At 68.8% G+C, this 24,173-nt stretch carries 20 protein-coding genes; 11 read left to right on the forward strand and 9 right to left on the reverse strand.

The window, feature by feature from the left end; translation table 11 throughout:
- Positions 1 to 249 precede the first annotated feature (249 nt).
- From secA to frr, 5 genes are all read left to right on the forward strand, one after another.
- Entirely contained in the window at positions 250 to 3,072 is a 2,823-nt protein-coding gene (secA, locus tag D7X99_RS33650; RefSeq protein WP_121781331.1) for a preprotein translocase subunit SecA, read from the forward strand.
- 337 nt (positions 3,073 to 3,409) lie between these two features.
- Positions 3,410 to 4,372, forward strand: a complete 963-nt coding sequence (gene rpsB, locus D7X99_RS33655) for a 30S ribosomal protein S2 (protein WP_121781332.1) — start codon at positions 3,410 to 3,412, stop codon at positions 4,370 to 4,372.
- A gap of 179 nt (positions 4,373 to 4,551) precedes the next feature.
- On the forward strand, positions 4,552 to 5,205 hold the full coding sequence (gene tsf / locus D7X99_RS33660; protein WP_120581204.1) for a translation elongation factor Ts: 654 nt from the start codon (positions 4,552 to 4,554) through the stop codon (positions 5,203 to 5,205).
- A gap of 199 nt (positions 5,206 to 5,404) precedes the next feature.
- Positions 5,405 to 6,148, forward strand: a complete 744-nt coding sequence (gene pyrH, locus D7X99_RS33665; protein WP_121781333.1) for a UMP kinase — start codon at positions 5,405 to 5,407, stop codon at positions 6,146 to 6,148.
- Positions 6,149 to 6,199: 51 nt separating this feature from the next.
- Positions 6,200 to 6,751, forward strand: coding sequence for a ribosome recycling factor (frr, locus tag D7X99_RS33670; RefSeq protein ID WP_121781334.1), 552 nt, complete (start codon positions 6,200 to 6,202; stop codon positions 6,749 to 6,751).
- A 90-nt stretch (positions 6,752 to 6,841) separates the two neighbouring features.
- Here frr and cyaY read toward each other — a convergent pair whose 3' ends face one another.
- Both cyaY and D7X99_RS33680 read right to left on the reverse strand, forming a co-directional pair.
- Complete coding sequence (gene cyaY, locus D7X99_RS33675; protein ID WP_121781335.1) at positions 6,842 to 7,174, reverse strand: iron donor protein CyaY; 333 nt, start codon at positions 7,172 to 7,174, stop codon at positions 6,842 to 6,844.
- A 19-nt stretch (positions 7,175 to 7,193) separates the two neighbouring features.
- Positions 7,194 to 7,736: a histidine phosphatase family protein gene (locus tag D7X99_RS33680; protein ID WP_121781336.1), complete on the reverse strand. Its 543-nt coding sequence runs from the start codon at positions 7,734 to 7,736 to the stop codon at positions 7,194 to 7,196.
- A 185-nt stretch (positions 7,737 to 7,921) separates the two neighbouring features.
- Here D7X99_RS33680 and D7X99_RS33685 point away from each other — a divergent pair, with 185 nt between their 5' ends.
- Positions 7,922 to 8,611 (forward strand): hypothetical protein, encoded by a 690-nt coding sequence (locus tag D7X99_RS33685; protein WP_121781337.1) that lies wholly within the window; start codon positions 7,922 to 7,924, stop codon positions 8,609 to 8,611.
- On the opposite strand, the gene D7X99_RS33690 is transcribed toward D7X99_RS33685, so the two are convergent.
- On the reverse strand, positions 8,612 to 12,391 hold the full coding sequence (locus tag D7X99_RS33690; protein ID WP_121781338.1) for an FAD-dependent oxidoreductase: 3,780 nt from the start codon (positions 12,389 to 12,391) through the stop codon (positions 8,612 to 8,614).
- Positions 12,392 to 12,519: 128 nt separating this feature from the next.
- On the opposite strand from D7X99_RS33690, the gene D7X99_RS33695 reads away from it, so the two are divergent.
- Positions 12,520 to 13,455, forward strand: a complete 936-nt coding sequence (locus D7X99_RS33695) for a class I SAM-dependent methyltransferase (RefSeq protein ID WP_233613921.1) — start codon at positions 12,520 to 12,522, stop codon at positions 13,453 to 13,455.
- Positions 13,456 to 13,471: 16 nt separating this feature from the next.
- Positions 13,472 to 15,364 (forward strand): hypothetical protein, encoded by a 1,893-nt coding sequence (locus D7X99_RS42975; RefSeq protein WP_158627113.1) that lies wholly within the window; start codon positions 13,472 to 13,474, stop codon positions 15,362 to 15,364.
- 10 nt (positions 15,365 to 15,374) lie between these two features.
- Here the strand turns inward: D7X99_RS42975 and D7X99_RS33705 are convergent, their stop codons facing one another.
- From D7X99_RS33705 to D7X99_RS33715, 3 genes are read right to left on the reverse strand one after another with little or no spacing between them, the layout of a single operon-like run.
- Positions 15,375 to 16,184, reverse strand: coding sequence for a hypothetical protein (locus tag D7X99_RS33705; RefSeq protein ID WP_121781339.1), 810 nt, complete (start codon positions 16,182 to 16,184; stop codon positions 15,375 to 15,377).
- A gap of 42 nt (positions 16,185 to 16,226) precedes the next feature.
- Positions 16,227 to 16,949: a hypothetical protein gene (locus D7X99_RS33710; RefSeq protein ID WP_121781340.1), complete on the reverse strand. Its 723-nt coding sequence runs from the start codon at positions 16,947 to 16,949 to the stop codon at positions 16,227 to 16,229.
- Positions 16,946 to 19,183, reverse strand: coding sequence for a glycosyltransferase family 4 protein (locus D7X99_RS33715; protein WP_121781353.1), 2,238 nt, complete (start codon positions 19,181 to 19,183; stop codon positions 16,946 to 16,948). Before D7X99_RS33715 ends, D7X99_RS33710 begins: the two co-directional genes overlap by 4 nt.
- 30 nt (positions 19,184 to 19,213) lie before the next feature.
- On the opposite strand from D7X99_RS33715, the gene D7X99_RS33720 reads away from it, so the two are divergent.
- Positions 19,214 to 20,323 carry a glycosyltransferase family 1 protein gene (locus D7X99_RS33720; RefSeq protein WP_121781341.1) on the forward strand — a complete coding sequence of 370 codons (1,110 nt, stop codon included), beginning with the start codon at positions 19,214 to 19,216 and terminating at the stop codon, positions 20,321 to 20,323.
- Between the two features lie 43 nt (positions 20,324 to 20,366).
- A complete protein-coding gene (locus tag D7X99_RS33725) occupies positions 20,367 to 20,927 on the forward strand; it encodes a NigD-like C-terminal domain-containing protein (RefSeq protein ID WP_121781342.1) in 561 nt (186 codons plus the stop codon).
- Here D7X99_RS33725 and D7X99_RS33730 read toward each other — a convergent pair.
- The gene (locus tag D7X99_RS33730) at positions 20,917 to 21,429 is read right to left on the reverse strand and encodes an NADAR family protein (RefSeq protein ID WP_121781343.1); all 513 of its coding nucleotides are present in this window, start codon (positions 21,427 to 21,429) and stop codon (positions 20,917 to 20,919) included. The two genes, D7X99_RS33725 and D7X99_RS33730, sit on opposite strands and share 11 nt — an antisense overlap.
- 94 nt (positions 21,430 to 21,523) lie before the next feature.
- Between D7X99_RS33730 and D7X99_RS33735 the strand changes: the two genes are divergently transcribed.
- Positions 21,524 to 22,258, forward strand: a complete 735-nt coding sequence (locus D7X99_RS33735; RefSeq protein WP_169827831.1) for a hypothetical protein — start codon at positions 21,524 to 21,526, stop codon at positions 22,256 to 22,258.
- A gap of 17 nt (positions 22,259 to 22,275) precedes the next feature.
- On the opposite strand, the gene D7X99_RS33740 is transcribed toward D7X99_RS33735, so the two are convergent.
- Positions 22,276 to 23,199 (reverse strand): GDP-mannose 4,6-dehydratase, encoded by a 924-nt coding sequence (locus tag D7X99_RS33740; protein WP_121781345.1) that lies wholly within the window; start codon positions 23,197 to 23,199, stop codon positions 22,276 to 22,278.
- Between the two features lies 1 nt (position 23,200).
- Positions 23,201 to 24,172: a GDP-mannose 4,6-dehydratase gene (gene gmd / locus D7X99_RS33745; RefSeq protein ID WP_121781346.1), complete on the reverse strand. Its 972-nt coding sequence runs from the start codon at positions 24,170 to 24,172 to the stop codon at positions 23,201 to 23,203.
- Position 24,173: the final 1 nt, after the last annotated feature.

Below are 24,173 nucleotides of genomic sequence, written 5' to 3' on the forward strand. Positions count from 1 at the left end.
CGCCTGGTCGGCGGGGGCCCGGGGAGGAGCGGCCGGAAGAACTCTTCGCGGCGCGGGGAGGGTGAATCTGCTTAGGGGACATTGCGTGGACTCGGTTCCGCTTTACTGTGGGCCACCGCGCGCCGGGCGGCCAGCCGAGAGGAAGTTTCGGGGGGCGCGCGTGGTTTTGGTCTGGTTCTCCCTTACATCTCCTGGGAATTCCCTTCACTCGCCGCGCTCCTTCGAGGATCCTCCGGCGAGAGAGCCAACATGATTGAATGGACGCTAAAGAAGCTCATTGGGACGAAGAATGAGCGCGAGCTCAAAAAAGCCCACGTGAAGGTCGCCCGCATCAACGAACTGGAAGGCCGCATGAAGGCCCTCCAGGACGAGGACTTCGCGCGCGAAACCGTCCGGATGAAGCAGGAGATCGCGAACGGCAAGCCGCTCGACGAGCTGCTCTTCGAGGCCTTCGCCCTCACCCGCGAAGCGGCGCGCCGGGTCATCGGCCAGCGCCACTACGACGTGCAGCTCGTGGGTGGCATGTTCCTGCACGAGGGCTGCATCGCGGAGATGCGCACCGGTGAAGGCAAGACGCTCACCGCGACGCTGCCCTCCTACCTCAACGCCCTGTCCGGCCGCGGCGTGCACGTCGTCACCGTGAACGACTACCTGGCCCGCCGAGACGCGGAGTGGATGGGCCGCGTCTACAAGTTCCTGGGCATGACGACGGGCTGCGTGCTCCACGAGCTGTCCGACAAGCAGCGCCAGGACGCGTACCGCTCGGACATCACGTACGGCCAGAACAACGAGTTCGGCTTCGACTACCTGCGCGACAACATGAAGTTCCGCCTGCAGGACTACGTCCAGCGCGAACTGAACTACGCCATCGTCGACGAGGTGGACTCCATCCTCATCGACGAGGCCCGCACGCCGCTCATCATCTCCGGCCCCACCGAGGACAGCACCGACAAGTACTACCGGGTGGACCAGGTCATCCCGGGCCTCGTGCCGGACCAGGACTACACCCTGGATGAGAAGCACCGCTCGGTGGCCCTCACCGACGACGGCATCGACAAGCTCCAGAAGCGCCTCAGCGTCGGCAACCTCTACGACCCGGGCGAAATCGAGACCCTCCACCACGTCGAGCAGGCCCTGCGCGCGCACACGCTCTACAAGCGCGACAAGGACTACGTGGTGAAGGACGGCGAGGTGCAGATCGTCGACGAGTTCACCGGCCGCCTCATGCCGGGCCGCCGGTGGTCCGACGGCCTCCACCAGGCCATCGAGGCCAAGGAGGGCGTGAAGATTGAAAACGAGAACCAGACGCTCGCCACGGTCTCGTTCCAGAACTACTTCCGCATGTACTCCAAGCTGTCCGGCATGACGGGCACCGCGGACACGGAAGCCGAAGAGTTCGCGAAGATCTACAACCTGGACGTGCGCGTCATCCCGACGAACCGCAACGCGCAGCGCCGCGACGAACAGGACGTGGTCTACAAGACGGAGCGCGAGAAGTTCGAGGCCGTCGCCGCCCAGATTGAAGAGCTGAACAAGGCCGGCCAGCCGGTGCTCGTGGGCACGGTGTCCATCGCCAAGAGCGAAGTGGTGTCCAACTTCCTCAAGAAGCGCGGCGTGGCCCACAGCGTCCTCAACGCCAAGGCGCACCAGCGCGAGGCGGACATCGTCGCGCAGGCGGGCCGCAAGGGCGCGGTCACCATCTCCACCAACATGGCCGGCCGCGGCACGGACATCCTCCTGGGCGGCAACGCGGAGGTCATGACCAAGAGCGAGATGGGCGCGCCGCCGGAACCGCCGGAGTCCGTGGACGGGCAGCCCCCGGACCTCACCGCCTACCAGGCGGCGCTGGCGGACTACGAGAAGCGCTTCGCTGAGACCAAGGCGAACAACGAGGCGCTCACCAAGCGCGAGCGTGAAGAGGTCATGGCCGCCGGCGGCCTCTTCATCATCGGCACGGAGCGTCACGAGTCCCGCCGCGTGGACAACCAGCTGCGTGGCCGCGCCGGCCGCCAGGGTGACCCGGGCGCCAGCCGCTTCTTCCTGTCCCTGGAAGACGACCTGATGCGCATCTTCGGGTCCGAGCGCATCCAGATGCTGATGGAGCGCCTGGGCATGGAGGAGGGCGAGGTCATCGAGCACATCTGGCTCTCTCGCGCCATCGAGGGCGCGCAGAAGCGGGTCGAAGGCCACAACTTCGACATCCGCAAGAACCTGCTCGAGTACGACGACGTGATGAACCAGCAGCGGCGCACCATCTACAAGCTGCGCCGCCAGGTGCTCGCGTCGGGCGCGGGCGTCCCGCTCGTGGAGTACGAGGAGGACCTCAAGACGCGCGTGAAGACGCGCTCCGAGCGCGTCATCTCCTGGGCGGACTTCCGGGAGATGGTGCTGGATGCCGTGGAGGACGTCGTCGTGTCCATGACGGACACCTACGCCCCCACGCGCAGCTCCGACACCTGGGACATCACCTCGCTGGCCAACTCCGTGAAGGAGTCGCTCAACCTGGAGATGGGCTTGGAGGGCGTCGGCAACCGCGACGAGCTCCAGGAGCAGATCTACGCGGCGGCGGAGAAGGTCTTCACCGCCCGCGAGCAGGAGTTCGGCGAAGACTTCATGCGCTTCCTGCAGTACCGGTACCTGGCCACCATCGACCAGCTGTGGAAGGACCACCTGCTGGCCATGGACCACCTGCGCCAGGGCATCGGCCTGCGCGGCTACGGCCAGAAGGACCCGAAGCAGGAGTACAAGAAGGAAGGCTACACGGGCTTCATGCAGATGCTGGACGCCATCAAGACGCAGTTCGTCAGCCAGATGATGCGTGTCCAGGCCCGCTCCGCCTCCAGCGCCGCGGAGGAGACCGCCCGCATCCAGCGCCAGCTGGCCCAGCAGCAGAAGAAGGCCGTGGAGGGCCGCGCGGACGCCGAGGGGAAGATCGAGGAGGCCACCGCCACCCCGGTCGCCCAGCGCGAGGCCGCTGGCGCTCCCAAGCCCGTGGGCCGCAACGAGCCCTGCCCCTGCGGCAGCGGACGTAAGTACAAGAAGTGCCACGGGGCCAACGAAGCGAACCCGTAGGCCGCTGAACACCTGCTGGAAGCGCCCTCCGGCGCGGTCGCCCTCCCTGGAAAGGGGAGCGGGGGCCGCGCCGGTCGCCTTCCTGGAGGGGAGGGGAGCGGCCTCAGGGAGGTGGGAGCCGGACGGAGGGTGTGCCGAAGCTTGCGCCCCTCTTGAGCGTTCTGCTAAGGACGCCGCGCCCTGTTATGTAGGGGCCGGGCTTCACCGCCCGAGGCAGTCAGCAGCACCCACTACTCACACGCGTGTCACCGGTCCCCGGTGCCCCTCCACGGTGGAAGGGCCAAGACTGGCAGCTGTCTCAACGCGCGTGGCGGAACAACCGGAAGGTACTCGCACCATGGATCAGCAGGATACGCAGACGCAGGCCCAGGCGATGGCCGCTGCCAGCGGCATCACGATGCGCCAGCTCCTCGAGGCCGGCGTTCACTTCGGCCACCAGACCAAGCGCTGGAACCCGAAGATGAAGCCCTACATCTTCGGTGCCCGTAACGGCATCTACATCATCGACCTGCAGAAGACCGTGACCATGGCCCGCGCGGCCTTCCGCTTCGTGGCGGACATCACGGCGCGCGGCGGGTCGGTGCTCTTCGTCGGCACCAAGAAGCAGGCGCAGGACGTCATCCAGGAGGAGGCCGCCCGCGGCGGTCAGTTCCACGTCACCAGCCGCTGGCTGGGTGGCACGCTGACGAACTTCAAGACCATCAAGCAGGGCATCGACCGCCTGAAGACGCTGGAGAAGATGGCCGAGGACGGCACCTTCGAGCGCCTGCCCAAGAAGGAAGTCGCCCAGCTCGACCGTGAGCGCGAGAAGCTGGAGAAGAACCTGGGCGGCGTGAAGGACATGGCGAAGCTGCCCCGCTGCGTCTTCGTCATCGACCCGAAGAAGGAGCACATCGCCATCCACGAGGCCACCCGCCTGGGCATCCCGGTGATTGGTCTGGTGGACACCAACTGCGATCCGGACGGCATCGACTTCGTCATCCCGGGCAACGACGACGCCATCCGCTCCATCAAGCTCTTCACGTCCAAGATCGCCGACGCGTGCCTCGAGGGTGCGGCTCGCTACCGTGCGTCAGGCGCCGCCGAGCGCGACGAGCAGGAGGAGCGCGAGGGCCGTGATGACCGCCGTGACGACCGCCGTGGCCCGCGCCGTGGCGACCGCCGCGACCGTGACGACCGCCGGGGCGGCGGTGACCGTGGCGGTGAGCGCCGTGGCCCCGTCGTGGAGATGAAGGCCACCGCGGCCACCACGGAGCAGGCGCCCGAGGGTGGCGGCGAGAGCACGCCGGCGGCGGAGTAACCGCCCGGCCTCATCGCTTTCCCAACGCGGTCTCCGGAGTTCGGCCGGGCGGCACCTCTCAAGGCCCGCTGTCCGGCCGTCTCCATTTTCTACGTCCCTGGCGTCAGTACCCAGAAACCCAGTCCTCCGCCCCCAGCGCACGCCGCCGGGCTCGGAGCCGATGAAGAAAGAGATACGACATGGCTGAGATCACCGCCCAGATGGTGAAGGACCTCCGCGAGCGCACCAACGCGGGCATGATGGACTGCAAGAAGGCGCTGGCCGAGTCCGGTGGCGACTTCGAGAAGGCCGCGGAGTGGCTGCGCAAGAAGGGCATCTCCAAGGCCGAGGGCAAGGCCGGCCGCGTCGCCGCCGAAGGCATCGTGACCTCCTACATCCACGGCGGCCGCATCGGCGTCATCGTGGAGGTCAACTGCGAGACGGACTTCGTCGCTCGCAACCCGGACTTCCAGGACCTGGCGAAGGAAGTGGCCATGCAGATCGCCGCGGCCGGCCCCAAGTTCGTCCGCCGCGAGGAGGTCCCCACCGACGCGATGGACAAGGAGAAGGAGATCCAGCGCGAGCTGCTCAAGCAGCAGGGCAAGCCCGAGGCGATGCTGGAGAAGATCCTCGTGGGCAAGATGGAGAAGTACTACGAGGGCGTCTGCCTGGTGGACCAGCTCTGGGTGAAGGACGACAAGAAGAAGGTCGGCGAGATGATCAACGAGCGCGCCGCCAAGATTGGCGAGAAGGTCTCCGTGCGCCGCTTCGTCCGCTACGAGGTGGGTGAGGGCATCGAGAAGAAGAAGGACGACCTGGCCGCCGAGGTCGCCAAGACGCTGGGCCAGGCCTAAGCGCCTTTCGCCGCACCGCAGCTCCCTGGGGCCGCGTGCCTGGGGCTCTTCCTCACAGGGGAAGGGCGCCGGGGACGCGGCCCTTGGTATTCCAGGACCCGTTTCCTTCACGTCCGTCCGCCCGGCATTGGACGGTGCGGCGCGCGTCACGACTTCCGTCGTTGCCTGGGCGCGAGGCGGGGGATAGAAGCGGTCGCGTATGTCCGAATCCACCTCTCCCTACAAGCGCATCCTCCTCAAACTGTCGGGCGAAGCCCTGATGGGCGAGGGGAAGTACGGCATCCACCCGCCCACCCTCACGCGCATCGCGGAAGAAGTCGCGGAGCTCTCCAGAACGGGCCTGGAAGTCGCCCTCGTGATTGGCGGTGGCAACATCTTCCGCGGCGTCGCTGGCGCCACGGAGGGCATGGACCGCGCGAGCGCGGACTACATGGGCATGCTCGCCACCTGCATCAACTCCATGGCGCTGCAGGACTCGCTGGAGAAGCAGGGGCTGAAGACGCGCGTGCAGTCCGCCATCAAGATGGAGCAGATCGCCGAGCCCTACATCCGCCGGCGCGCCGTGCGGCACCTGGAGAAGGGCCGCGTCGTCATCTTCGCCGCGGGCACGGGCAACCCCTACTTCACCACCGACACGGCCGCGTCGCTGCGCGCGATGGAAATCAACGCGCAGGTCATCCTCAAGGCCACCAAGGTGGACGGCGTCTACAACGCGGACCCGAAGAAGGACCCGACCGCGAAGCGCTACCGCTCGCTCACGTACATGGACGTCCTCAAGCAGAACCTCAACGTGATGGACTCCACGGCCATCTCGCTGTGCATGGACAACAAGCTGCCCATCATCGTGTTCGACCTGGGCACGCGCGGGAACATCCAGCGCGCCGTCACGGGCCACGGCGAGTTCGGCACCATCGTCGGCGCGGCCGAGACGGTCTGGGCCTAGGGACGCCACGGACGGGACTGACAACACCCCACTTCTCACAGGAGACGCACAATGGCTGACACGGCGGATCTGAAGGGCCGTATCGACAAGTCGGTGGAAGACCTCAAGCGGGAACTGGCCAAGGCGCGCACCGGCCGGGCGAACACCAACATCCTGGACGGCATCAAGGTGAACCAGTACGGGACGCCCACGCCGCTCAATGGCGTTGCCAGCATCAGCGCTCCGGAGCCCCGCCTCATCGTCATCAAGCCCTGGGACAAGGGCGTGCTGAAGGACATCGAGAAGGCCCTCCGTGAGGCGAACCTCGACGTCAACCCGATGAACGACGGCGAGATGATCCGCCTGCCCTTTCCTCCGCTCACCGAGGAGACCCGCAAGAAGATCGCGAAGCAGGTGAAGGAGAAGGGCGAGGAGCACAAGGTCGCCATCCGCAACATCCGCCGCGACGCGAACGAGGCCTTCAAGGCTCAGCTGAAGGACAAGAAGATCACCGAGGACGACCTCAAGCGCCGCACCGAAGAGGTCCAGAAGGCGACCGACGCCGGCATCAAGCAGGTGGACGACCTGGTCGCCAAGAAGGAGAAGGAAGTGATGACGGTTTGAGTCGTCACGCCTGGAAGCCCGTGGCCAAAGCGCCACGGGCCTCCTTCCGGGCTTCAGCAGAAACCCAGATGGGCCTTCAGGACGGCCTCTTCAGGACGGGTAGACGAGCGCTTCGCCGGTGAGGTGCCGCACCACGTCCGAGACGAAGGCGAACAGCTCCAGCCCCTTGCCCTTGTCGTCCATCCAGGCGCGCGAGGCATCGTCGTGGCTGAAGTGGATGCCCTGGCCCTGGCCGGCCACCCAGATCTGCCAGACGGCGCGCTGGGTATTGATGATGCACTTCTCGCCGGACGCGGCCGTGAGCGTCACCTTGTCACCGGTGGCTTCGGCTTCCAGCACGTCCGGGTCGAAGGTGTCCGCGGCCGTCAGGATGCGCTTGAACGCGGCGGCCACGAAGGAATGGTAGCGGGCTTCGTCCATCATGGCCGCGCGCTCCCGGACGTCACTGGATGACGTCGAGGACCTGCTGGCCGGGGGCGGAATAGAAGAGGAACTTCAGGTGCTGCGCCGGGGGGTTCTCCCCCTTCTCGCCGGGCACCTGGTCTTCCGTGCTGGTGGGCGTGTCCGGCCACTCCATGGCGATGACCGTGCCCGGGTTCACCGGCTTGGGGAAGGACTGCATCCCCAGCAGGTGCGCCGCGAGCGCGCCCATGGAGGGCTGGTGGCCCACCAGGACGAGGTTCTCGTCGGAGTACTCCTTGAGCACGGGCTCCACCGCGCCCACCGGCATGTCCGGCAGCAGGCAGCGATGCACGCGCAGGAGGCCTTCATGCTTCACGGAGTGGGAGAGGATCTGCGCCGTCTGCACCGTGCGCACCAGCGGGCTGGTGAGGATGAGGCTGATGGGCCCCATGCGCTCAGACAGTGACGCGAAATGCGCGGCGACATTCGTACGGGCCTTCGCGGTCAGCGCGCGCGCCTCGTCGCCGAGACCCTCGGGGATCTCTGCGTCCGCATCGCCGTGCCTTACCAGGAAAATCCTCAAAGTCCCTCCACCGGTCTCGACAAGACCGCGGTTCGTACATGACCGTGGCCCGGTTGGTCAAAGGTAATGAGTCGAATGTTCAGTGCCCGGAACAGCCTGCGCATTGCGGGCGTTCGGGAACCGCCGTTCGTGGGGGGCCAACCCGAGCATACACTGGCCACCCACTGGCGTTCACGGGAGGTGGCATGCGCAAGTTGTTGGGGTGTCTGGCCGTCGTCCTGGCCCTGTCCGCCTGTCACAAGGACGCGGCGGAAGGGGGGCCGGAGGGCGCGGGTGACGCCAGGGGCACGGTCGCCCGCCTGGAGGGTGGGGAGGCCAGGGAGGCTGGAGACGACGCACCGTCCGGCCCCTACGCCCTGACGAAGGAGAAGCTGGAGGCGTACGTCGGCTACCAGCGCAAGATGCTGGAGGTGTACGGGTCGCTGATGCGCAGCCTGCAGGACATGGGGCCGCTCTTGGACGCGGGCACGCCCCAGGCGATGGAGAAGGCCAGGAGCGGCCTGAAGCTCATCGAGCGCAAGGCGCAGGCGGAATCCGACGCGCGCCAGGCGGCGGGGCTGTCCACGGACGAGGTCAACCGCATCGCGGAGGTCGTCACGTCCGTCATCAGCCAGCGGCAGATGGGGCGCACGCTCCAGTACGAGGAGGAGCTCAAGAAGCTGGAGGCGCTCCAGGCCCGCATGCCGGAGGAGCAGCAGAAGGAGCTGGCGCCGCAGGTGGAGTCCATGCGGCTCCAGGTGGAGTCCTTCCAGAAGCTCCCGGAGGCGCGCCGGGAGTTCGGCGACGCCAACGTGGACGTGGTGCTGGCCCGCGAGGCCGACCTGACGAAGAACTACCAGGACATGCTCAAGGCCTTCGCGGGCATGCGGCGGTAGCTACACGCGCTTGAGCTGGGGCGCCTTCTTCAGGAGCTGCGCGAGGAAGGCGTCACCCTGCTTCTCCAGCACCGTGTTGCCGCGCAGGCGCTGGTTCAGGTTGACGAAGTCCACGTGGTCCAGCCGCTGGTCCTGGTTGTAGCAGGAGAAGACCCACGTCTCCTTGCCGGTGACGGGGTCCACGTGCCGCTGGAGGCACTGGGCGCAGATCTCCTTCATCATGCACTGCATGGGGGAGTTGATGGACCCGATGGCTTCGTGCCCCGGCTTGAGGAACGGCTGGAGCACGCCGTGCCGCGCCTCCGCCACCGCGCGCATCATCCGGTCCGAGCCGATGGCGATGATGCGGTCCACCTCGCTCAAGGAGATGACGGGCTTCACGCCCAGCTTCCCTTCGGCGTAGGCCACCATGGCCTGCACCACGTTGCCCCGGAAGGCCGCGTCCTGCGGGCGGCGTACGTCCAGCAGGTCGCCTGCGTCCACGGACCAGATGACCTGGTCGGTGCCGGCTTCAATCTCATCCTGCTTGAACGAGTCCGCCTTCAGCCGGTAGCCCGCGAAGTACACCACGCGGCAGCCCGCCGCCTTGAGCGAGCGCGCGATGGAGAAGAGCACCGCGTTGCCCAGGCCGCCGCCCACCAGCACCACCGTCTCGTTGTGGCCAATCTCCGTGGGCGCTCCCGTGGGGCCCATCAGCACGACGGGCTCGCCGGGCTTGAGCGCCGCGCACAGGCGGGAGGAGGAGCCCATCTCCAGCACGATGGTGCCCATCAGGCCCTTCTCCTTGTCCACCCACGCGCCCGTGAGGGCCAGGCCCTCCATGGTGAGGCGCACGCCGTCCACGAGCGGCGCGTTCCGTTCGAAGTTCTGGAGCCGGTAGAACTGACCGGGGGAGAAGTGGCTGGCGGCGAAGGGCGCCTTCACCACCACCTCCACGATGGTCGGCGTGAGCCGGTTCACTCCGACGACGGTGGCGAGGAAGGCCTCGTCCAGCGTCGCGAAGTGGGCGGCGCGCATCGACTCGCGCGCGTCCTGCGCGGCCGTGTCGTTGAAGTCCAGGCCCGCGACCTCCTTCGCGAACAGGCGCGCCACCTGCGGGTGGCCGTCCTTCGCGCTGGCCATGGCTTTCACCACGTTGCCCGCGTAGGTCGGGTGGTTGTCGCCGTAGAAGGACACGAAGCGGCCGTCGCGTTGGTAGGACGTGAAGAAGCCCACCTTCGCCTCTGGATCCTCCTGGGCCTCCACCAGCTGGAGCTTGAAGCCGCTGCCGTCCTCCACCAGCTCGTGGCCCTGGAAGTACTCCTTCGCCACGTCGAGCTGGAAGGTGCCCGGGTATTCCTTCTCGTAGGTGACGTTGGGGGACGTGCCCGCGGCCACGCAGACCGTCTTCGCGGGCAGCTCGAAGAACTGGCCGCTTCCCTTGAGCTTGCCGTCCACCGTCACCATGCGCTCGAAGCGGATGGCGCGCACCGCGCCCGAGTCGTCCTGCAACGCCTCCGTGGGGCTCATCCGTTCGATGAAGCGGATGCCTTCCTCCAGCGCCTTGGAGACCTCTTCGTGGTTGAGGCGGTAGGCGGGGGACTCCGTGAGGCCGCGGCGGTACACCAGGCTCACGCCGCCCCACGCGCGCACCAGGTGGATGAAGTCCGGAGCGCGGCCTTCGGCCTGGGCCTTCTGGCGCTCGGCTCGGACGGCGCGGCCGTGCTCCAGGAAGGTCTGGTAGGTGGCGCGCTCCTCGGCGTCCAGGCGTGCGAGGACGGTGGCCTCACCCAGGTCCGCCACCAGCTTCTCGTGGCGCTCCAGCGTCTTCTCCACCTGCACCGGGTAGTACGCCATCAGCTCCGTGGCGGTGTCGATGCCGGTGAGGCCGCCGCCGATGACGATGGCGGGCAGCTGCACCTGGAGGTTCGCCAGCGAGTCGCGCTTGAAGGCACCCGTGAGCTGCAGCGCCATCAGGAAGTCGGACGCCTTGCGGATGCCCCGGATGAGGTTGTTCTTCATCCCGATGATGGTGGGGCGGCCCGCGCCCGCGGCGATGGCCACGTGGTCGAAGCCCAGCGCCCATGCGTCCTCCACCGTCAGCGTTCCGCCGAAGCGGATGCCGCCGTGGATGCGCATGCCCTCGCGTCGCGCGAGCGTCAGGTGGATGAGCGTGAGGAAGTTCTTGTCCCAGCGCACGGTGATTCCGTACTCGGAGACACCGCCGAAGCCCTCCAGCACGCGCTCGTCCAGTTCGCGCGTCAGCTTGCTCCAGTCGTGGATGGGCTGGAGCGCGTGGCCGTCGCGGCCCACCAGTTCGTCGGGGAACGGTTCAATCTTGAGGCCGTCCACGCCGGTGACGGCGAACCCTTCGTTGAGCAGGTAGTGCGACAGCGTGTAGCCGGCGGGGCCCAGGCCCACCACCATCACGTTGCGGCCCACGTAGGGCAGGGCGTACGGGCGGCGGATGTTGAGCGGATTCCAGCGAGTGAGCAGGCCGTGGATTTCGAAGCCCCACGGCAGCTCCAGTACGTCCGTGAGCGTGGCCGTCTCCGCCAGCGGGATGTTCACCGGCTCCTGCTTCTGGAAGATGCAGGCCTTCATGCAGTCGTTGCAGATGCGGTGGCCGGTGCCCGCGCACATGGGGTTGTCCAGCGTCACCATGGCCAGCGCGGCCACGGAGTCACCCTCGCGCTTGAGCGCGTGTGCTTCGGAGATGCGCTCGTCCAGCGGACAGCCGGTGAGCGGGATGCCCAGCGGGTTCTTCTTGAACGAGTGCCCCTCCGCCACCGGGTCCTTCGCGGGGAAGCCCTTGCTGCACGAGTCCTTCTGTCGCTCGTGGCAGATGACGCAGTAGTCCACCTCGTTCATCACGTCGCGCGAAGTGCCCCGGCGGTCGGTGAGCTTGAAGCCGTCGCGGTGGCGCAGGTGGTGCTCCAGGCCCTCCGTCTTCTCCTCCATCTGGGCGTCCGGGCGCTGCAGCTGCACCAGTTGGTCGAACACCAGCGGCTTGGGCAGCCGCAGCGTGGGCCAGGTGTGGAAGAGGGCCTTGGTCTCCGGGTGCAGCGCGCGGGCGTACGTCCACCGGTCCGCCAGCGACAGCAGCGCGCGCACGGACTGGAGCTCCGCCGCGTCGCCGCCCTTCGTCACCAGGCTGGAGCCGAACGCGTCCTCGCCCTCGGGCGTGGCGGTGAGCGCGGCGCGCAGGGCGGCCCACCGCTCGCGCAGGGCGGGGGCGCGCTCCTGGTGCGCGGGAGGCAGGTTGCCGGAGTAGAGCCGCTCCAGGTCGAGCAGCGTGAGGATGGACTCCGCGAGGCCTCGCTCCAGGTCGTCGTGCGCGAGCGCGTCCGGGAAGCCCAACCGCATCAGCAGACGCATGCGCGCGTCCAGCGACGGGAACTCCGCGAGCGTCGGCCGGTCCTGCGCGCCCTTCTTGAAGACACGGCGCGTGATGAACTCGCGCTTGAAGTCGAAGAGGGGCAGCTCGCCGCGCAAGTGGCTGGCCAGTCGCTCGGTCTCCGGTGTGATGCCGAAGAGCGTGGTGACGAAGCGCGAGACGTGGCGGGCCACCTGGATGAGCAGCTCGGACTCCGCCGGGCCGGTGGGACTGGTACCGCCGGACTTGCGGTAGGCGTCGAAGGTCCGGAACAGGTCGGGCGCGTCGCCCTGGAGTCGCGCGTCGAAGTGCTCCGCCAGCCGGCGCAGGCCACTGGGGCGGTACAGGTCTTCGAAAGTGAATCCCGGGAGGCCCAGCTGGAGCGCCGGGGCAGGGATGGAGGTGGGGTCGTTCAAGGCGCGCATGTCACGGGGCTTCGAGGAGGCAGGGAGCTTAGGGCCTGGAGGCTGGCGGGTGCGATGGACGTCATGGGCCGGATTTGCTCCGCCCGACGTGTTGAGGCGGTGGGCCCCAGCGGCTACGGTGCGCCGCCATGATGGACAACGCCGCACGTCGTGCCTCCGAACCGCACCTGGCCTCCGTGCCGGATGCCTGTTACCTGTGCAAGGGAGGGCGCCTGCGGCTGCGTCACCGGGCGCGCGGCGGCACCCAGGCCCAGGGCGCGGCGGCCTACAACTGCACGTCCTTCGGCCACCGGAGCCACCCGCCCATCTGGGGCTGTGAGGACTGCGGGATGATGTTCCAGTGGCCCCTCTTGTCCCCGGACACGCTGCTCCAAGCGTACCAGGACGTGGAGGATCCGCTCTACGTCGCTGAGAAGGACAACCGCTACCACACCTTCCGCCGCGTGCTGCGCGAGCTGGGGCCTGCCCAGAACCGCACGCTGTTGGATGTGGGGGCCTACTGCGGCTACTTCCTGGATGTGGCGCGCGAGGCGGGCTTCCGTCCGGAGGGGCTGGAGCTGTCGCGCTGGGCGGCCGGCAACGCGCGGAGCCTGGGCTTCACGGTGCACGGACTTCCCCTGCGGGAGCTGGCGGCGAAGGGCCTCCAGTACGACGTGGTGACGCTGTGGGACGTGGTGGAGCACTTCGCGGATCCGCGCGAGGAGCTGAAGGCGGCGCTCAAGCTGGTGCGCCCCGGCGGCCGCATCTACCTGTCCACCATCGACGCGGGCAGCCTGCTGGCGCGCCTCATGGGCGGGCAGTGGCCGTGGCTGATGGACATGCACCTCTTCTACTTCGGCCGCCGCACCCTGGCGATGATGCTGGAGGAGGTGGGCTTCCGCGTCACGGACGTCCGGACGTACACGCACATCATCTCCGCGGACTACCTGCTGCGGAAGGTGGGAGCGAGCTTCACGCCCTCGGCGCCGGTAATGGAGTTGGTGCGGCGGGGTGTGCCGTCCAGCTGGTCCATCCCGTTCAACCTGGGCGACAACATGCTGATGGCCGCCGAGCGGCCCCTCTAAGTCTTCCCTCGCGCCTATGTCCCCCTTGATGCGGCGGGTGCTGCACCCGCTGGTGTTGCTCACGTTCTTCGCGCTGTCGGCGTTCCACACCTGGCCGCTCGTGTCCCAGATGAAGGGATACGTGATGGGCGGACGCGAAGACGTCTACATGAACATGTGGCACCTGTGGTGGATGCGGCAGGCCCTCTGGGTGCAGCCGCAGAACCCCTTCTTCGTGCCCTTCCTCCACTGGCCCCTGGGCGCCGAGCTGTACTGGCATACGCTGGCGCCCGCCAAGACGCTGTGGGGCGTGGTGCTGCTGCCATTCATGTCCGTGGAGGCGGCGTACAACGTGGTGCTGTTCGGCTCGTTCGTGCTGACGGGCTACACGTCGTGGCTGCTCCTGCGCTACCTGCTGGAGCGCGCGGGCCATGGGCCGTGGATCGCTGCTGCCGCGGCGCTGGCGGGCGCGTGCGTGTTCAACTTCTCGCGCTACCACCTCACCCACGCGACAGCGCACCTGAACCTCACCGCGCTGGAGGGGCTGCCGCTCTACCTGCTCTGCTTCTTCCGCTGGCTGGACGAGGGCAAGCGCAAATGGCTGGTGGGGCTGGCGCTGTGCGCGTTGTACGTGTTGCTGTGTGACTACTACTACCTCGTCTACATCGCGCTCTTCTCGCTCCTGTGGGTGGTGGCGGAGCGGTGGAAGCGGGGGCCGCTGCTGTCCCTGGACACGTGGAAGGATCCGCTCGTGCGCCGGGCGGCGGTGGCGGGAATCGCGGCGGGGCTCGCGTGCGTGCCGCCCATGGTGCCGCTGCTCCTGCATGCGTTCCCCGCGCCGCTGCAGATCCACCACGGCGACTCCGACTACTTCACGGACCTGTACGCGTTCTTCATTCCGGACACGCGCTCGGTGTGGATGACGGAGCTGCCCGCGAAGGCGCGTGAATTCTCCCTGAACGTCATGCGCATGAAGATGTCGACCAACCTGGAGGAGACCGGCACGTTCCTGGGCTGGTTGACGCCGCTCTTGGCCGTCTTCGCGCTGTGGCGGGGCGTGCCGGAGGGGCGCCGTTGGCTGGGGCTGGGGCTGGGCTTCGCGGTGCTGTCCATGGGCACGGTGCTCAACATCGGCCTGGAGGACCGGGTGTCGCCGGTGGTGCTGCTCTTCGCCATCGCGCTCGCGGTGGCGCTGGTGCCCGCGTGGCGGGAGCGGGTGTGGCGGCGGGACGTGCTGCTGCTGTTGGCGCTGGCCGTCTACCTGGCGCTGTCGGAGCCGCTGACGGCGTTCAACGTGCCGCTCAAGGTCCAGATTCCGATGCCGTATGTGGTGTTCAAGCACGTGGTGCCGCTGTTCTCGCGCGGGGGCATGCCGGTGCGCTTCATCCTGCTCACGCTCCTGTCGCTGTCGGTGCTGGTGGCGTTCGCCGCGGCGCATGCGGGCGCGTGGGCGTCCCGGCGGGATGCGCGGCTGGGCGTGGCGGTGGCGCTCGCGGTGGCGCTGATTCCGAACGTGGAGTACCGGGGCCTCCAGATGGTGGTGCCCTCCATTCCCCGGTTGCCGCCGGTGTTCGATGAGATTCGCGACGCGCCCATGCCCGCGGCGGTGCTGACGGACAACGTGCAGGGGCAGTGGGAGCAGATGTTCCACGGCAAGCCGGTGTCGTACGCCCGTCTGTCCCGGCTGCCGGTGCGGGAGTCGGCGCTGGTGAACTCGCGGCTCATCCGCGCGGCGGAAGGGATGCGCAACGCGTTCGGCACCGTCACGCCGGAGGAGCGCGACGAGATGCGGCGCTACCTGAAAGAGCACCACTTCAAGTGGTACGTGACGCACTTCTTCCACCCCGTCCGCCACCAGTTCATCACGGACGAACTGGGCGGCGAGATGGTGCACCAGGACGGCTACGTCACCGTGTACCGCTTCCCCTGAGGGGAGGCGGTCAGTCGCCGCAGTCGGCGCGCACCTCGTTCTCGCGCGCCGCTTCGCTCGCGGACACGGAGCTGTCATTCGCGGTCACGGTGATGGTTTCGTCCGCGGACACCACGGAGCCGCACTCGGCGGCTCCCGCGCGGCAGCGGCGGGTGAGGACGAGCGTCCCCTTCTTCTTCGACACCTCCACGCGGGTGAGCTTGCAGCGGTAGGAGACGGGGCCGGAGGGGCCGGAGACACTGTCGACGGACTCGTCGCCCAGCGTGTCCGCCGTGTCGAGGACCTCACCGCCCTTGCCGAAGAGGACGAAGTGGAAGCGGGTCTGGAAGACGGTGTTGCCCCGGCCCTCCTCGTCGGCCACCTCGCTCTCGTCCTGGGTGAAGACGCGCAGGGCCGCACCCGATGGGAACTTGAGGGTCTCGTCTCGGGTCGTCAGTGAGGCGCCCTCCTGCTGCGGGCAGGCGAGCTGTTCTTCCGGGACGTCCACTTCGCGGCCGTAGGTGCCCGGGGCCAGCAGCTTGAGCTGTTCGAGGCGGGACGGTGCTTCGCCGGCGGCGCAGGTTCCCAGGACCCAGACCCAGAAGCCGGGCTTGAGGCCGGGCAGGGTCTTGCTCTCGATGAGCCGGGGGTGGCCTTCCGGCGGCGTCAGGCCCGTCCGTTCCAGCAGCTTCTCCAGGGGGCCCCATGCGTTCTTCTGGGCCTCGGCCTCGGCCTTGTCCTTGGATCCCTTCCAGATGAGCGCGACGGGCTTGCCTTCCGCCTCGGCCCGCGAGGCCCCGGTGAGGGCCAGCAGGCACAAGGCGAGGATGCATGGACGCATGGCGGTTCTCCCTTTACTGAGAGGACTACGCCACCCGCGGTATTAATTCTTCTTGGGGCCTCCGCGCTTCGAGCGCGAGCCGCGTGGGGCAGGGGACGTGGGGGGAGTCGTTCCTTCCGTCCGAGGCGCCTGCTCGCGGGGGGGCTTCGAGGCCCGCGCGTTCTTGGACCGGGAGGGCTTCGCCGGACGGCGGCGCTCGTCGTTCGTCACAGGCTTCGGCGGACGCCCGTAGTCGATGGCCGGAAGCGGCCTCTCCCTGGACGCGGGGCCTGCACCTTCCTCGGCGGGAGGTGGCCGGGGCGCGGGCCGGCCATGGCTGATGGCCGGGGGCGGCGGCTTCGGCGGTCTGGGGGCTTCCGGGTGCTGTGCCTTCGCGGCCTGGGCCCTCAGCGTGTCCACTTCCTTGCGCAGGCGGAGGACCTCCGCGGAGAGCTGGGCGTAGGAGTCGCGCACCAGCCCGTTGAACACGCGCTGCCGGCCCAGGGTCTCGTTGATCAACACCTGGCACGTCTTGCGGAAGGCCCACTTGGCCAGCAGCACCGCCTGCCCCATGCCGGCGCGGTGCGTGTGCAGCGGCAGGGCCCGCGTCGTGTCCGCGTTCTCCTCCAGCGCGTGCATGTTGAAAGTCAGCGGATCCACGCGCGGCTCCACGCCGTCCTCCGGCACCTCCGCCGGTTCCGACGTGGGCAGCCCGCGCACGCGCAGCCGCTCCTCGATGCGGGCCACCAGGGCCCTCGTGGGAATGTCCCGTCCGAGCAGCTTCATCGGTGTGTCTCCTCCACGATGCGCGCCATCTCTTCCCGGTACGCCGCGACCACCTGGGGCCACGTGTGCCGTTGCGCGTAGATGCGGGCCCTCTTGCCCATCGCGTCCCGGGCCTCGCCCACCTCGCGCAGCCCTTCCACGAACGACGCCAGCCCCCGGTACACGCGGCCCGCGCCACTGCGCTCCACCTGTCCCACGAGCACCTCCGAGTGCCCGTTCACCAGCACCGGCGTCCCCTGCGCGAACGCCTCCAGCGTCAGGAGCGACAGGCTCTCGAACTTCGACGGCACCACCACCGCCAGCGCTCCCGCCAGCGCGTCGTGCTTGTCCTGCTCGGAGATGCGCCCCACGTGCCGCACGCCTTCGCCGCTCACGTCCATGTGAGCCTCGCCCGCGAGCACCAGCTCCGGCGCGTCCTGGTAGCTCGCCCGCAGCTGGCGGTGGAACTTCAGCAGGTCCGGCACGCCCTTGCCCGGCTCCAGCCGGCCCACGTAGAGCAGGTAGCGGCCATGCACGCCGTACTTCGCCCGGAAGCGGTCGGGCACCGCCGGCAGCGCGTCCACGCCCACGCCCACCACGCGCGCCCGCGCATGGTTCGGGTGGAAGCGCCCGAGCATCTCGACCTCCTCCGGCGTGTTGCACATCAGCACCCGGGGGCGGTTGAACACGTCCCCATAGACGCCGAAGCGGATGGGCGGCTCGTCATGCGCGGTGGGCACCAGCAGCGCGCGGTCCGACACCAGCGGCAGCCCCCACGCCGTGGGAGCGTAGAGGTACGTGAAGAACAGGTAGCCGTCGTACGCGTCCTGCGTGGTGGCCAGGTGCTCCATCAGCCCCGGGCTCAGCGGGCCCTGCTCGGCCACCCACTGCTCTTCGCGCAATCGCTCGTTGCCGTGGCCGAACACGTGGCGCGACATGTCGTTGAACGCGTGGATGTTGCGCGTGCGCGTCACCGGGAAGCGCAGCACCTTCGTGCGGCCAAAGCGGTCCTCGCCGGGCGGGAAGGTGTTCTCCCACGTCAGGTGGTTCTTCGCGCAGGTCGTCACCACCGTGACGTCCCAGTGCGGCGCCAGGTGCTCCGCCACCTGCGCGGCGTGGCTCTCCGCGCCGCCCGTCACCTCGCCAAAGCGCTGCACCACCAGCGCCACGCGCGGCCGCTTCGCCGGGGCCTTGCGCGGACGGGGCGGCGGCGCCACCACGCCCTCCAACGCGCGTGCGAGCGACACCTGCGCGGCGGTGGGGGAGAAGTGCTGGAGCCGGCGCGCCTGGCCGTCGAGCACCGACTTGCGCAGGTCTTTGTCCTCGCACAGGTCCACCACCAGCTCCGCGAGGAACGCGTAGCGCTTCTGGTCGAACGCGATGCCCGCTCCGCCCAGCGTCTCCGGCACCGCCGCCGCCGCGTACGCGAGCACCGGCACTTCGGCGGCCATGGCCTCGATGATGGGCACGCTGAAGCCCTCGTGCTCGCTCATGGAGACGAACACGGACGCGGAGCGGTACACGGCCACCAGCTCCGGATGCGACAGGCGCCCCAGGAAGTGCACTCCGCTGAGGTCCTTCATCTCGCGCTGGAGCGACTTGAAGTAGCGGCTGCCCGGCTCGTAGCCGCCGACAATCAGCAGGCGCGCCTGGGGACGGATGCGAAGCAGTTCCCGGTGCAGCGCGAGCAGGTCCTCGAAGCGCTTGTGCGGCATCACCCGGCTCACCGACACCAGGGTGGGGCCGGGCCCGGCCAGCTCCGCGAGCTTCGCCGCATCCGCCACGGACGCGGCGAAGCGCTCCTGCTCGATGAAGAGCTGCACGGTGTGCACGTTGCGGTGGCCCGCGACGCGCAGCTCCGCGCTGTTGTAGTCCGAGTCCCCGATGGACACGTCCAGGAAGGGTGCCAGCGCGGCCACCTGCGCGCGGCCCGCCACCAGCGCGTGCTCCAGCGGCGTGTCCTGGTAGAAGCGCGCGGGGCTGATGTTGTGGAACACCACGCCGCGCTTGCAGTCCATGTGCATCAGCCGCCCGCTCAGCGGGGACGCGATGCCGTGGTGATACAGCACCAGGTCATCCGGCTTCGGCTTCAGCGTGAAGACGTGGCGGGCCAGGCCCTGCAGCCCTCCGGCGACTTCTTCCGCGTAGATGTCTCCCACGTGCCCCATGCGGCGCAGCAGGAGTTGCAGGTGCAGCGCGGCCTGACCGGAGGCGTCGCCGGGGCCGAAGCTTGGGATCAACTGATGGACCGCCATGGAGGGCCGTGTGTACCACACGGGCATGGTATGAGGCGGCCCGTGTCGACCCCCGGACCCATCGCCTTCGACGCCACCCTGTGGGACGAGCCCACCACTGGCATCGGCCTGTACACCCGTTGCCTCGCGGAGGCGCTCGAAGCCCAGGGCGTCCAGCTGGACCGGATGGGCGCGCGCAAGTCCGGCGAACATCCGCGCGGCGTCCAGAAGCGAACGTCGTGGACGCTGGCCACGCTGCCCCGGCTGCTCAAGGCCACGCCGCCGCCCGTCTACCACGCGCTCAGCAACTTCAACCTGCCGCTGCGGCGCACGCCGGGCACCGCGTACGTGCTCACAGTGCACGACCTGGTGCCGCTGGATTTGCCGCACACCGTCTCCGCGCCGTACCGCTGGCAGTTCCGGCTGTGGCTCGCGCGCAGCCTGATGCTCGCGGACCGGCTGGTGTGCATCAGCGAATGCACGCGTCAGGCACTGGTGCGCCGCTTCCCCCAGGTGGAGCCGCGCACCGTGGTGGTGCACAACGGCGTGGACCACGTGAACGCGACCCCTCTGAACGAGGCGGACGAGGAGTTCCTCCACGCGCTCAACCTGCCGAAGGACTACGTGCTGTACGCGGGCTCGCTCGACGTGCGCAAGAACGTGGAGCTGGTGCTGGAGGCGCAGGAGCGGCTGCACGCGCGCGGCCGGCCCTTCACGCTCGTGCTCGCGGGGCAGGCCTGGTACGGCTCCGGCAAGGTGGAGACGCGCATCGAGCGGCTGCGCTCGGAGGGCCTGGACGTGCGGCCCCTGGGCTACCAGAGCCCCGCCATCTTCTACGCGCTGATGCGCCGCGCGGCGCTGTTCGTCTTCCCCTCGCGCTACGAGGGCTTCGGCCTGCCGCCCCTGGAGGCCATGCGCCTGGGCACGCCCACGGTGGTGTCCACGGCGGGCTCGCTGCCGGAGGTGTGCGGCGACGCCGCGCCCGCGGTGGATCCAGACGACGCGGAAGGCCTGGCGGCGGTCATCGACCGGCTGTTGCGTTCGCCGGAGGAGCGCCGCGCGCTGTCGGAGGCAGGCCAGCGTCATGCCGCGAAGTTCACCTGGGCTCGCACCGCGGAAGGGATGCGGGCCGCTTACGATGCGGCGCTGCGCCACCGGTAGGCGCCCGTGGTCAACCGGCCCGTGAAGGGCCCCCTGGAGGAACATGCGACTGCTCGTGTGGAGTGGAATCGTCTGCGGAATGCTGCTCGGGTGCGCGGGGTCGAACGCGGCGCGCAAGGACGAGGCCCAGGAGCCGGCCCCCACCGCCCAGCAGGAGGAGGCGCCGCCCACACCCGTGACGCCCCCGGAGAAGAAGGCCGAGTCGCCCGCTGCGGAGGCGGAGAACCAGGAAGCGGCCATAGTCATGCCCCTGGAAGTCACGGAGACGCCCGCGCCCCGCGACTCGCTCGCCATTGAATCGCAGAGCGTGAAGGGCAACGTGCTCACGCTCCATGTCCGCCACGGCGGCGGCTGCAAGGAGCACCGCTACGGCCTCGCGTGGGACGGGCGCTTCACCAAGACGGCCGCGGGCGAGCCGCGCGCGGAGCTCACGCTGCTCCACGACGCGAACAACGACCGGTGCAAGGCGATGGTCTACAAGGTGCTGGCCTTTGACTTGTCCACGCTGAAGCAGGAGTGGAGCGAGAAGGGCTACGGCGACCACGCCACGCTCCACCTGGACTTCAACGGCGTGCCGGACCAGTCCGCCAACTTCAAGTTCTGACAGGTGCATGGCCCTGCGCGAGGAGGTCCTCGCGCAGGCGCGTCAGCACCTTGCCCAGCAGGTTCAGCCCCCGCCACGTGGACGGGTCCTGGATGCGCGGGTCCTCCGCGGAGAGCCCCACGCCCCAGATGCGGTCCAGGGGACTGGCCTCCACCAGCTCCGTGCCCGCCGTGGCGAGCAGCGCCTCCAAGAGGTGCGGGTGCTGGGTGAACTTCGCGTGGTTGCCCTCGTGGACGATGCGCTCACGCTCGCGCTCCCAGAGGGCCGCGTCGAACGGGCTCACCTTGCGGCCCAGCGCCTTGTGCTGCTTGGGCGTGGCGGCGCGCAGCATCTGCTCCAGCACGCGCGTGTCGCCGAACAGGCGCGCCTTGCCCGCCATCATGTACTGCTCCGCGCAGGTGTAGCGCACGCCGTCCACCGTGAAGACGGAGGGGTGCCACTGCGAGAAGAAGGAGTCCTCCTTCCAGAAGAACGTGAACCGCGCCGTCGTCGTCGTGCCCATCCCTGGCCTCCTCGGAGTCTTCGTGTAGTAATAACACGAACGTGCGGCGATGGAGGAACCTGACGGGGGGCCCTACAATGGCCGTCCGCTCCTCATGCGACTTCAAGAAGCCCAGAAGCTGTTGGACCGCTGTTTCACCGGCACGCGAGAGGGCGCGCCGCGCCTCCATGAGCCCTCGGACCCTCGCTTCGCGGAGCGGGGTGGAGCGGTGTGGCTGGAGTACCGCTGGTACGTGCGCGAGCGCGGCATCGCGGAGGTGTTCCTCAAGTGGGACCGGGGGCCGCCCGGGAGCGAGAAGACGGTGGAGGCCACGGTGCTGCGCACGCACCTGTTGGGCCAGTCCCCCATGCTGTCCCAGCGCGCGCTGCGCACGGTAGAGGGCGGCACGCCCGCGCCGGAGCGGGTGCTGGACGTGCTCAAGAGCGACGGCATCCGCCGCGAGTGCGTGGCCCGGGGCCGCACCACCGTGACGGTGGAGCACTGGGAGAGCCGGCGCCCCGCGGCGCTGCTGGACGAGGCGCGCTTCGCGGAGCTGGCCGCGCCCTTGGAGGCGGAGGACTCCACGCGTGAGGCCCGTCACGAGGCCGTGCAGCGGCTGGCGGACGCGGAGCGCAGTCCGCGCGTGCAGGACGTGCTCCTGCGGCTCGTCGCGCGCAAGCCGTCGCTGATGGCCCTGCGCATCCTGTCGGAGTGGGGTGAGGTGAAGGCCCGCGAGTACCTCCAGCGGGACCTGGCCGCCGTGACGCCGGGCAACGCGGCGGACCTGTGGGCCCTCACCGCGTTGGACCGGCGCCTGGAGGCGTGGCAGTCGCTGGCGCGCCCTTCGTAAGGCGCGCCAGCGGTGCGTCAGTGCGAGCCCACCCGGGGGCCCAGCACGTCGCGCAGCGCATCCGCGACGGTGAGCTTCGGGGCCCAGCCCAGCGCGCGCAGCTTGCCCGGGTCCGCCACGAGGCTGGGGATGTCCGAGGGGCGCAGCCGCGCCGGATCCAGCTCGATGCGGGCCTGCACGCCGGACAGCTGGAGCATCTCCTCCAGCAGGCTGCGGATGGTGCGGCCCTCACCGCTGCCCACGTTGTAGGCCTGGCCGGCCTCGCCCTTGAGGAGCAGCAGCCGGTACGCGTCCACCACGTCCTTCACGTGGGAGAAGTCCCGGATGGCGTCCAGGTTGCCCGTACGCAGGATGGGGTCCACCGTGCCCAGCGCGATGGCGCGGATCTGCGCCGCGAACGACGGCACCACGAAGGTGGGGTCCTGCCCCGCGCCCAGGTGGTTGAAGGGCCGGGCGAGGATGACCTCCATGCCGTAGCTTCGGAAGAACTGCTCGCCGGCCAGCTCACCCGAGGACTTCGACGCCGCGTAGGGGCTGAGCGGCACGTGCCGGTGGGACTCCTCGGCGCGCGTTCCCTCCGCGACGGGGCCGTACACCTCACCGGAGCCCACCAGCAGCACGCGCGCCTTGGGGGCGCTCTCACGCAGGGCGGTGAGCAGGTGCACCACGCCCATGGTGTTCACCGCGAAGACGCGCGCGGGGTTCTGGTGGCTCTTGGCCACCGAGCTGAAGCCGGCCAGGTGCAGCACCGCGTCCGGCTTCACCTCGGAGACCGCCGCCTTGACCTTCGCCTCATCGGCGATGTCGAAGTGCAACGCGGTGCTGCTGATGCCCTCGCCGCGAGGCCCGTGCACCTCCACCACCTCGTCGCCAGCCGCGCGAAGGGCAGCGCACGCGTGCCGGCCGACGAATCCATCCGCTCCCGTGACGAGGACGCGCATCTTACCGCTGTCCTGCCTTCACTCGCTCCAGGTCCGCGTCGACCATCATCTCCACGAGCTGCTTGAAGCGCACAGTGGGCTCCCAGCCGAGCTTCTCCCTGGCCTTGTCGTACTTGCCGATGAGCAGGTCCACCTCCGCGGGGCGCACGAACGCGGGGTCGATCTTCACGTGCTTCTGGTAGTCCAGGCCCACGCGCGAGAAGGCGATCTCCACCAGCTCCCGCACGGTGTGCGTCTCGTTGGTGGCGACGACGAAGTCCTCCGGCGTGTCCTGCTGGAGCATGCGCCACATGGCGTCCACGTAGTCGCCCGCGAAGCCCCAGTCGCGCTTGGCGTCCAGGTTGCCCATGGGCAGCGTGTCCTGGAGGCCCATCTTGATGCGCGCCACGTTGTACGTGACCTTGCGCGTGACGAACTCCAGGCCGCGGCGGGGCGACTCGTGGTTGAAGAGGATGCCGCTCACCGCGAAGAGCTTGAAGGACTCGCGGTAGTTCACGGTGATGTGGTGGCCGTACGCCTTCGCCACGCCGTACGGGCTGCGCGGGTAGAAGGGCGTGTCCTCCGACTGCGGGACTTCCAGGACCTTGCCGAACATCTCGCTGGAGGACGCCTGGTAGAAGCGCACCTGTGGACGGGTGTGGCGGATGGCCTCCAGCATCTTCGTCACGCCCAGCGCGGTGAACTCACCGGTGAGCACCGGCTGGTTCCAGCTGGTGGGCACGAAGGACTGCGCCGCCAGGTTGTAGACCTCGTCCGGCTGGGTGAGGTTCAAGAGGGCCGCGAGCGAGAACTGATCCAGCAGGTCGCCCTGGTGCAGCGTCACCTTTCCCTGCAGGTGCGCGATGCGCTCGAACTTCTCCTCGGAAGAGCGGCGCACCATGCCGTGCACCTCGTAGCCCTTCTTGAGGAGCAGCTCCGCCAGATAGCTGCCGTCCTGCCCCGTGATGCCAGTAATGAGTGCGCGCTTGGCCATG

It is taken from the genome of Corallococcus sp. AB032C (assembly GCF_003668935.1).
In the GTDB taxonomy this organism is placed as follows: domain Bacteria; phylum Myxococcota; class Myxococcia; order Myxococcales; family Myxococcaceae; genus Corallococcus; species Corallococcus exiguus.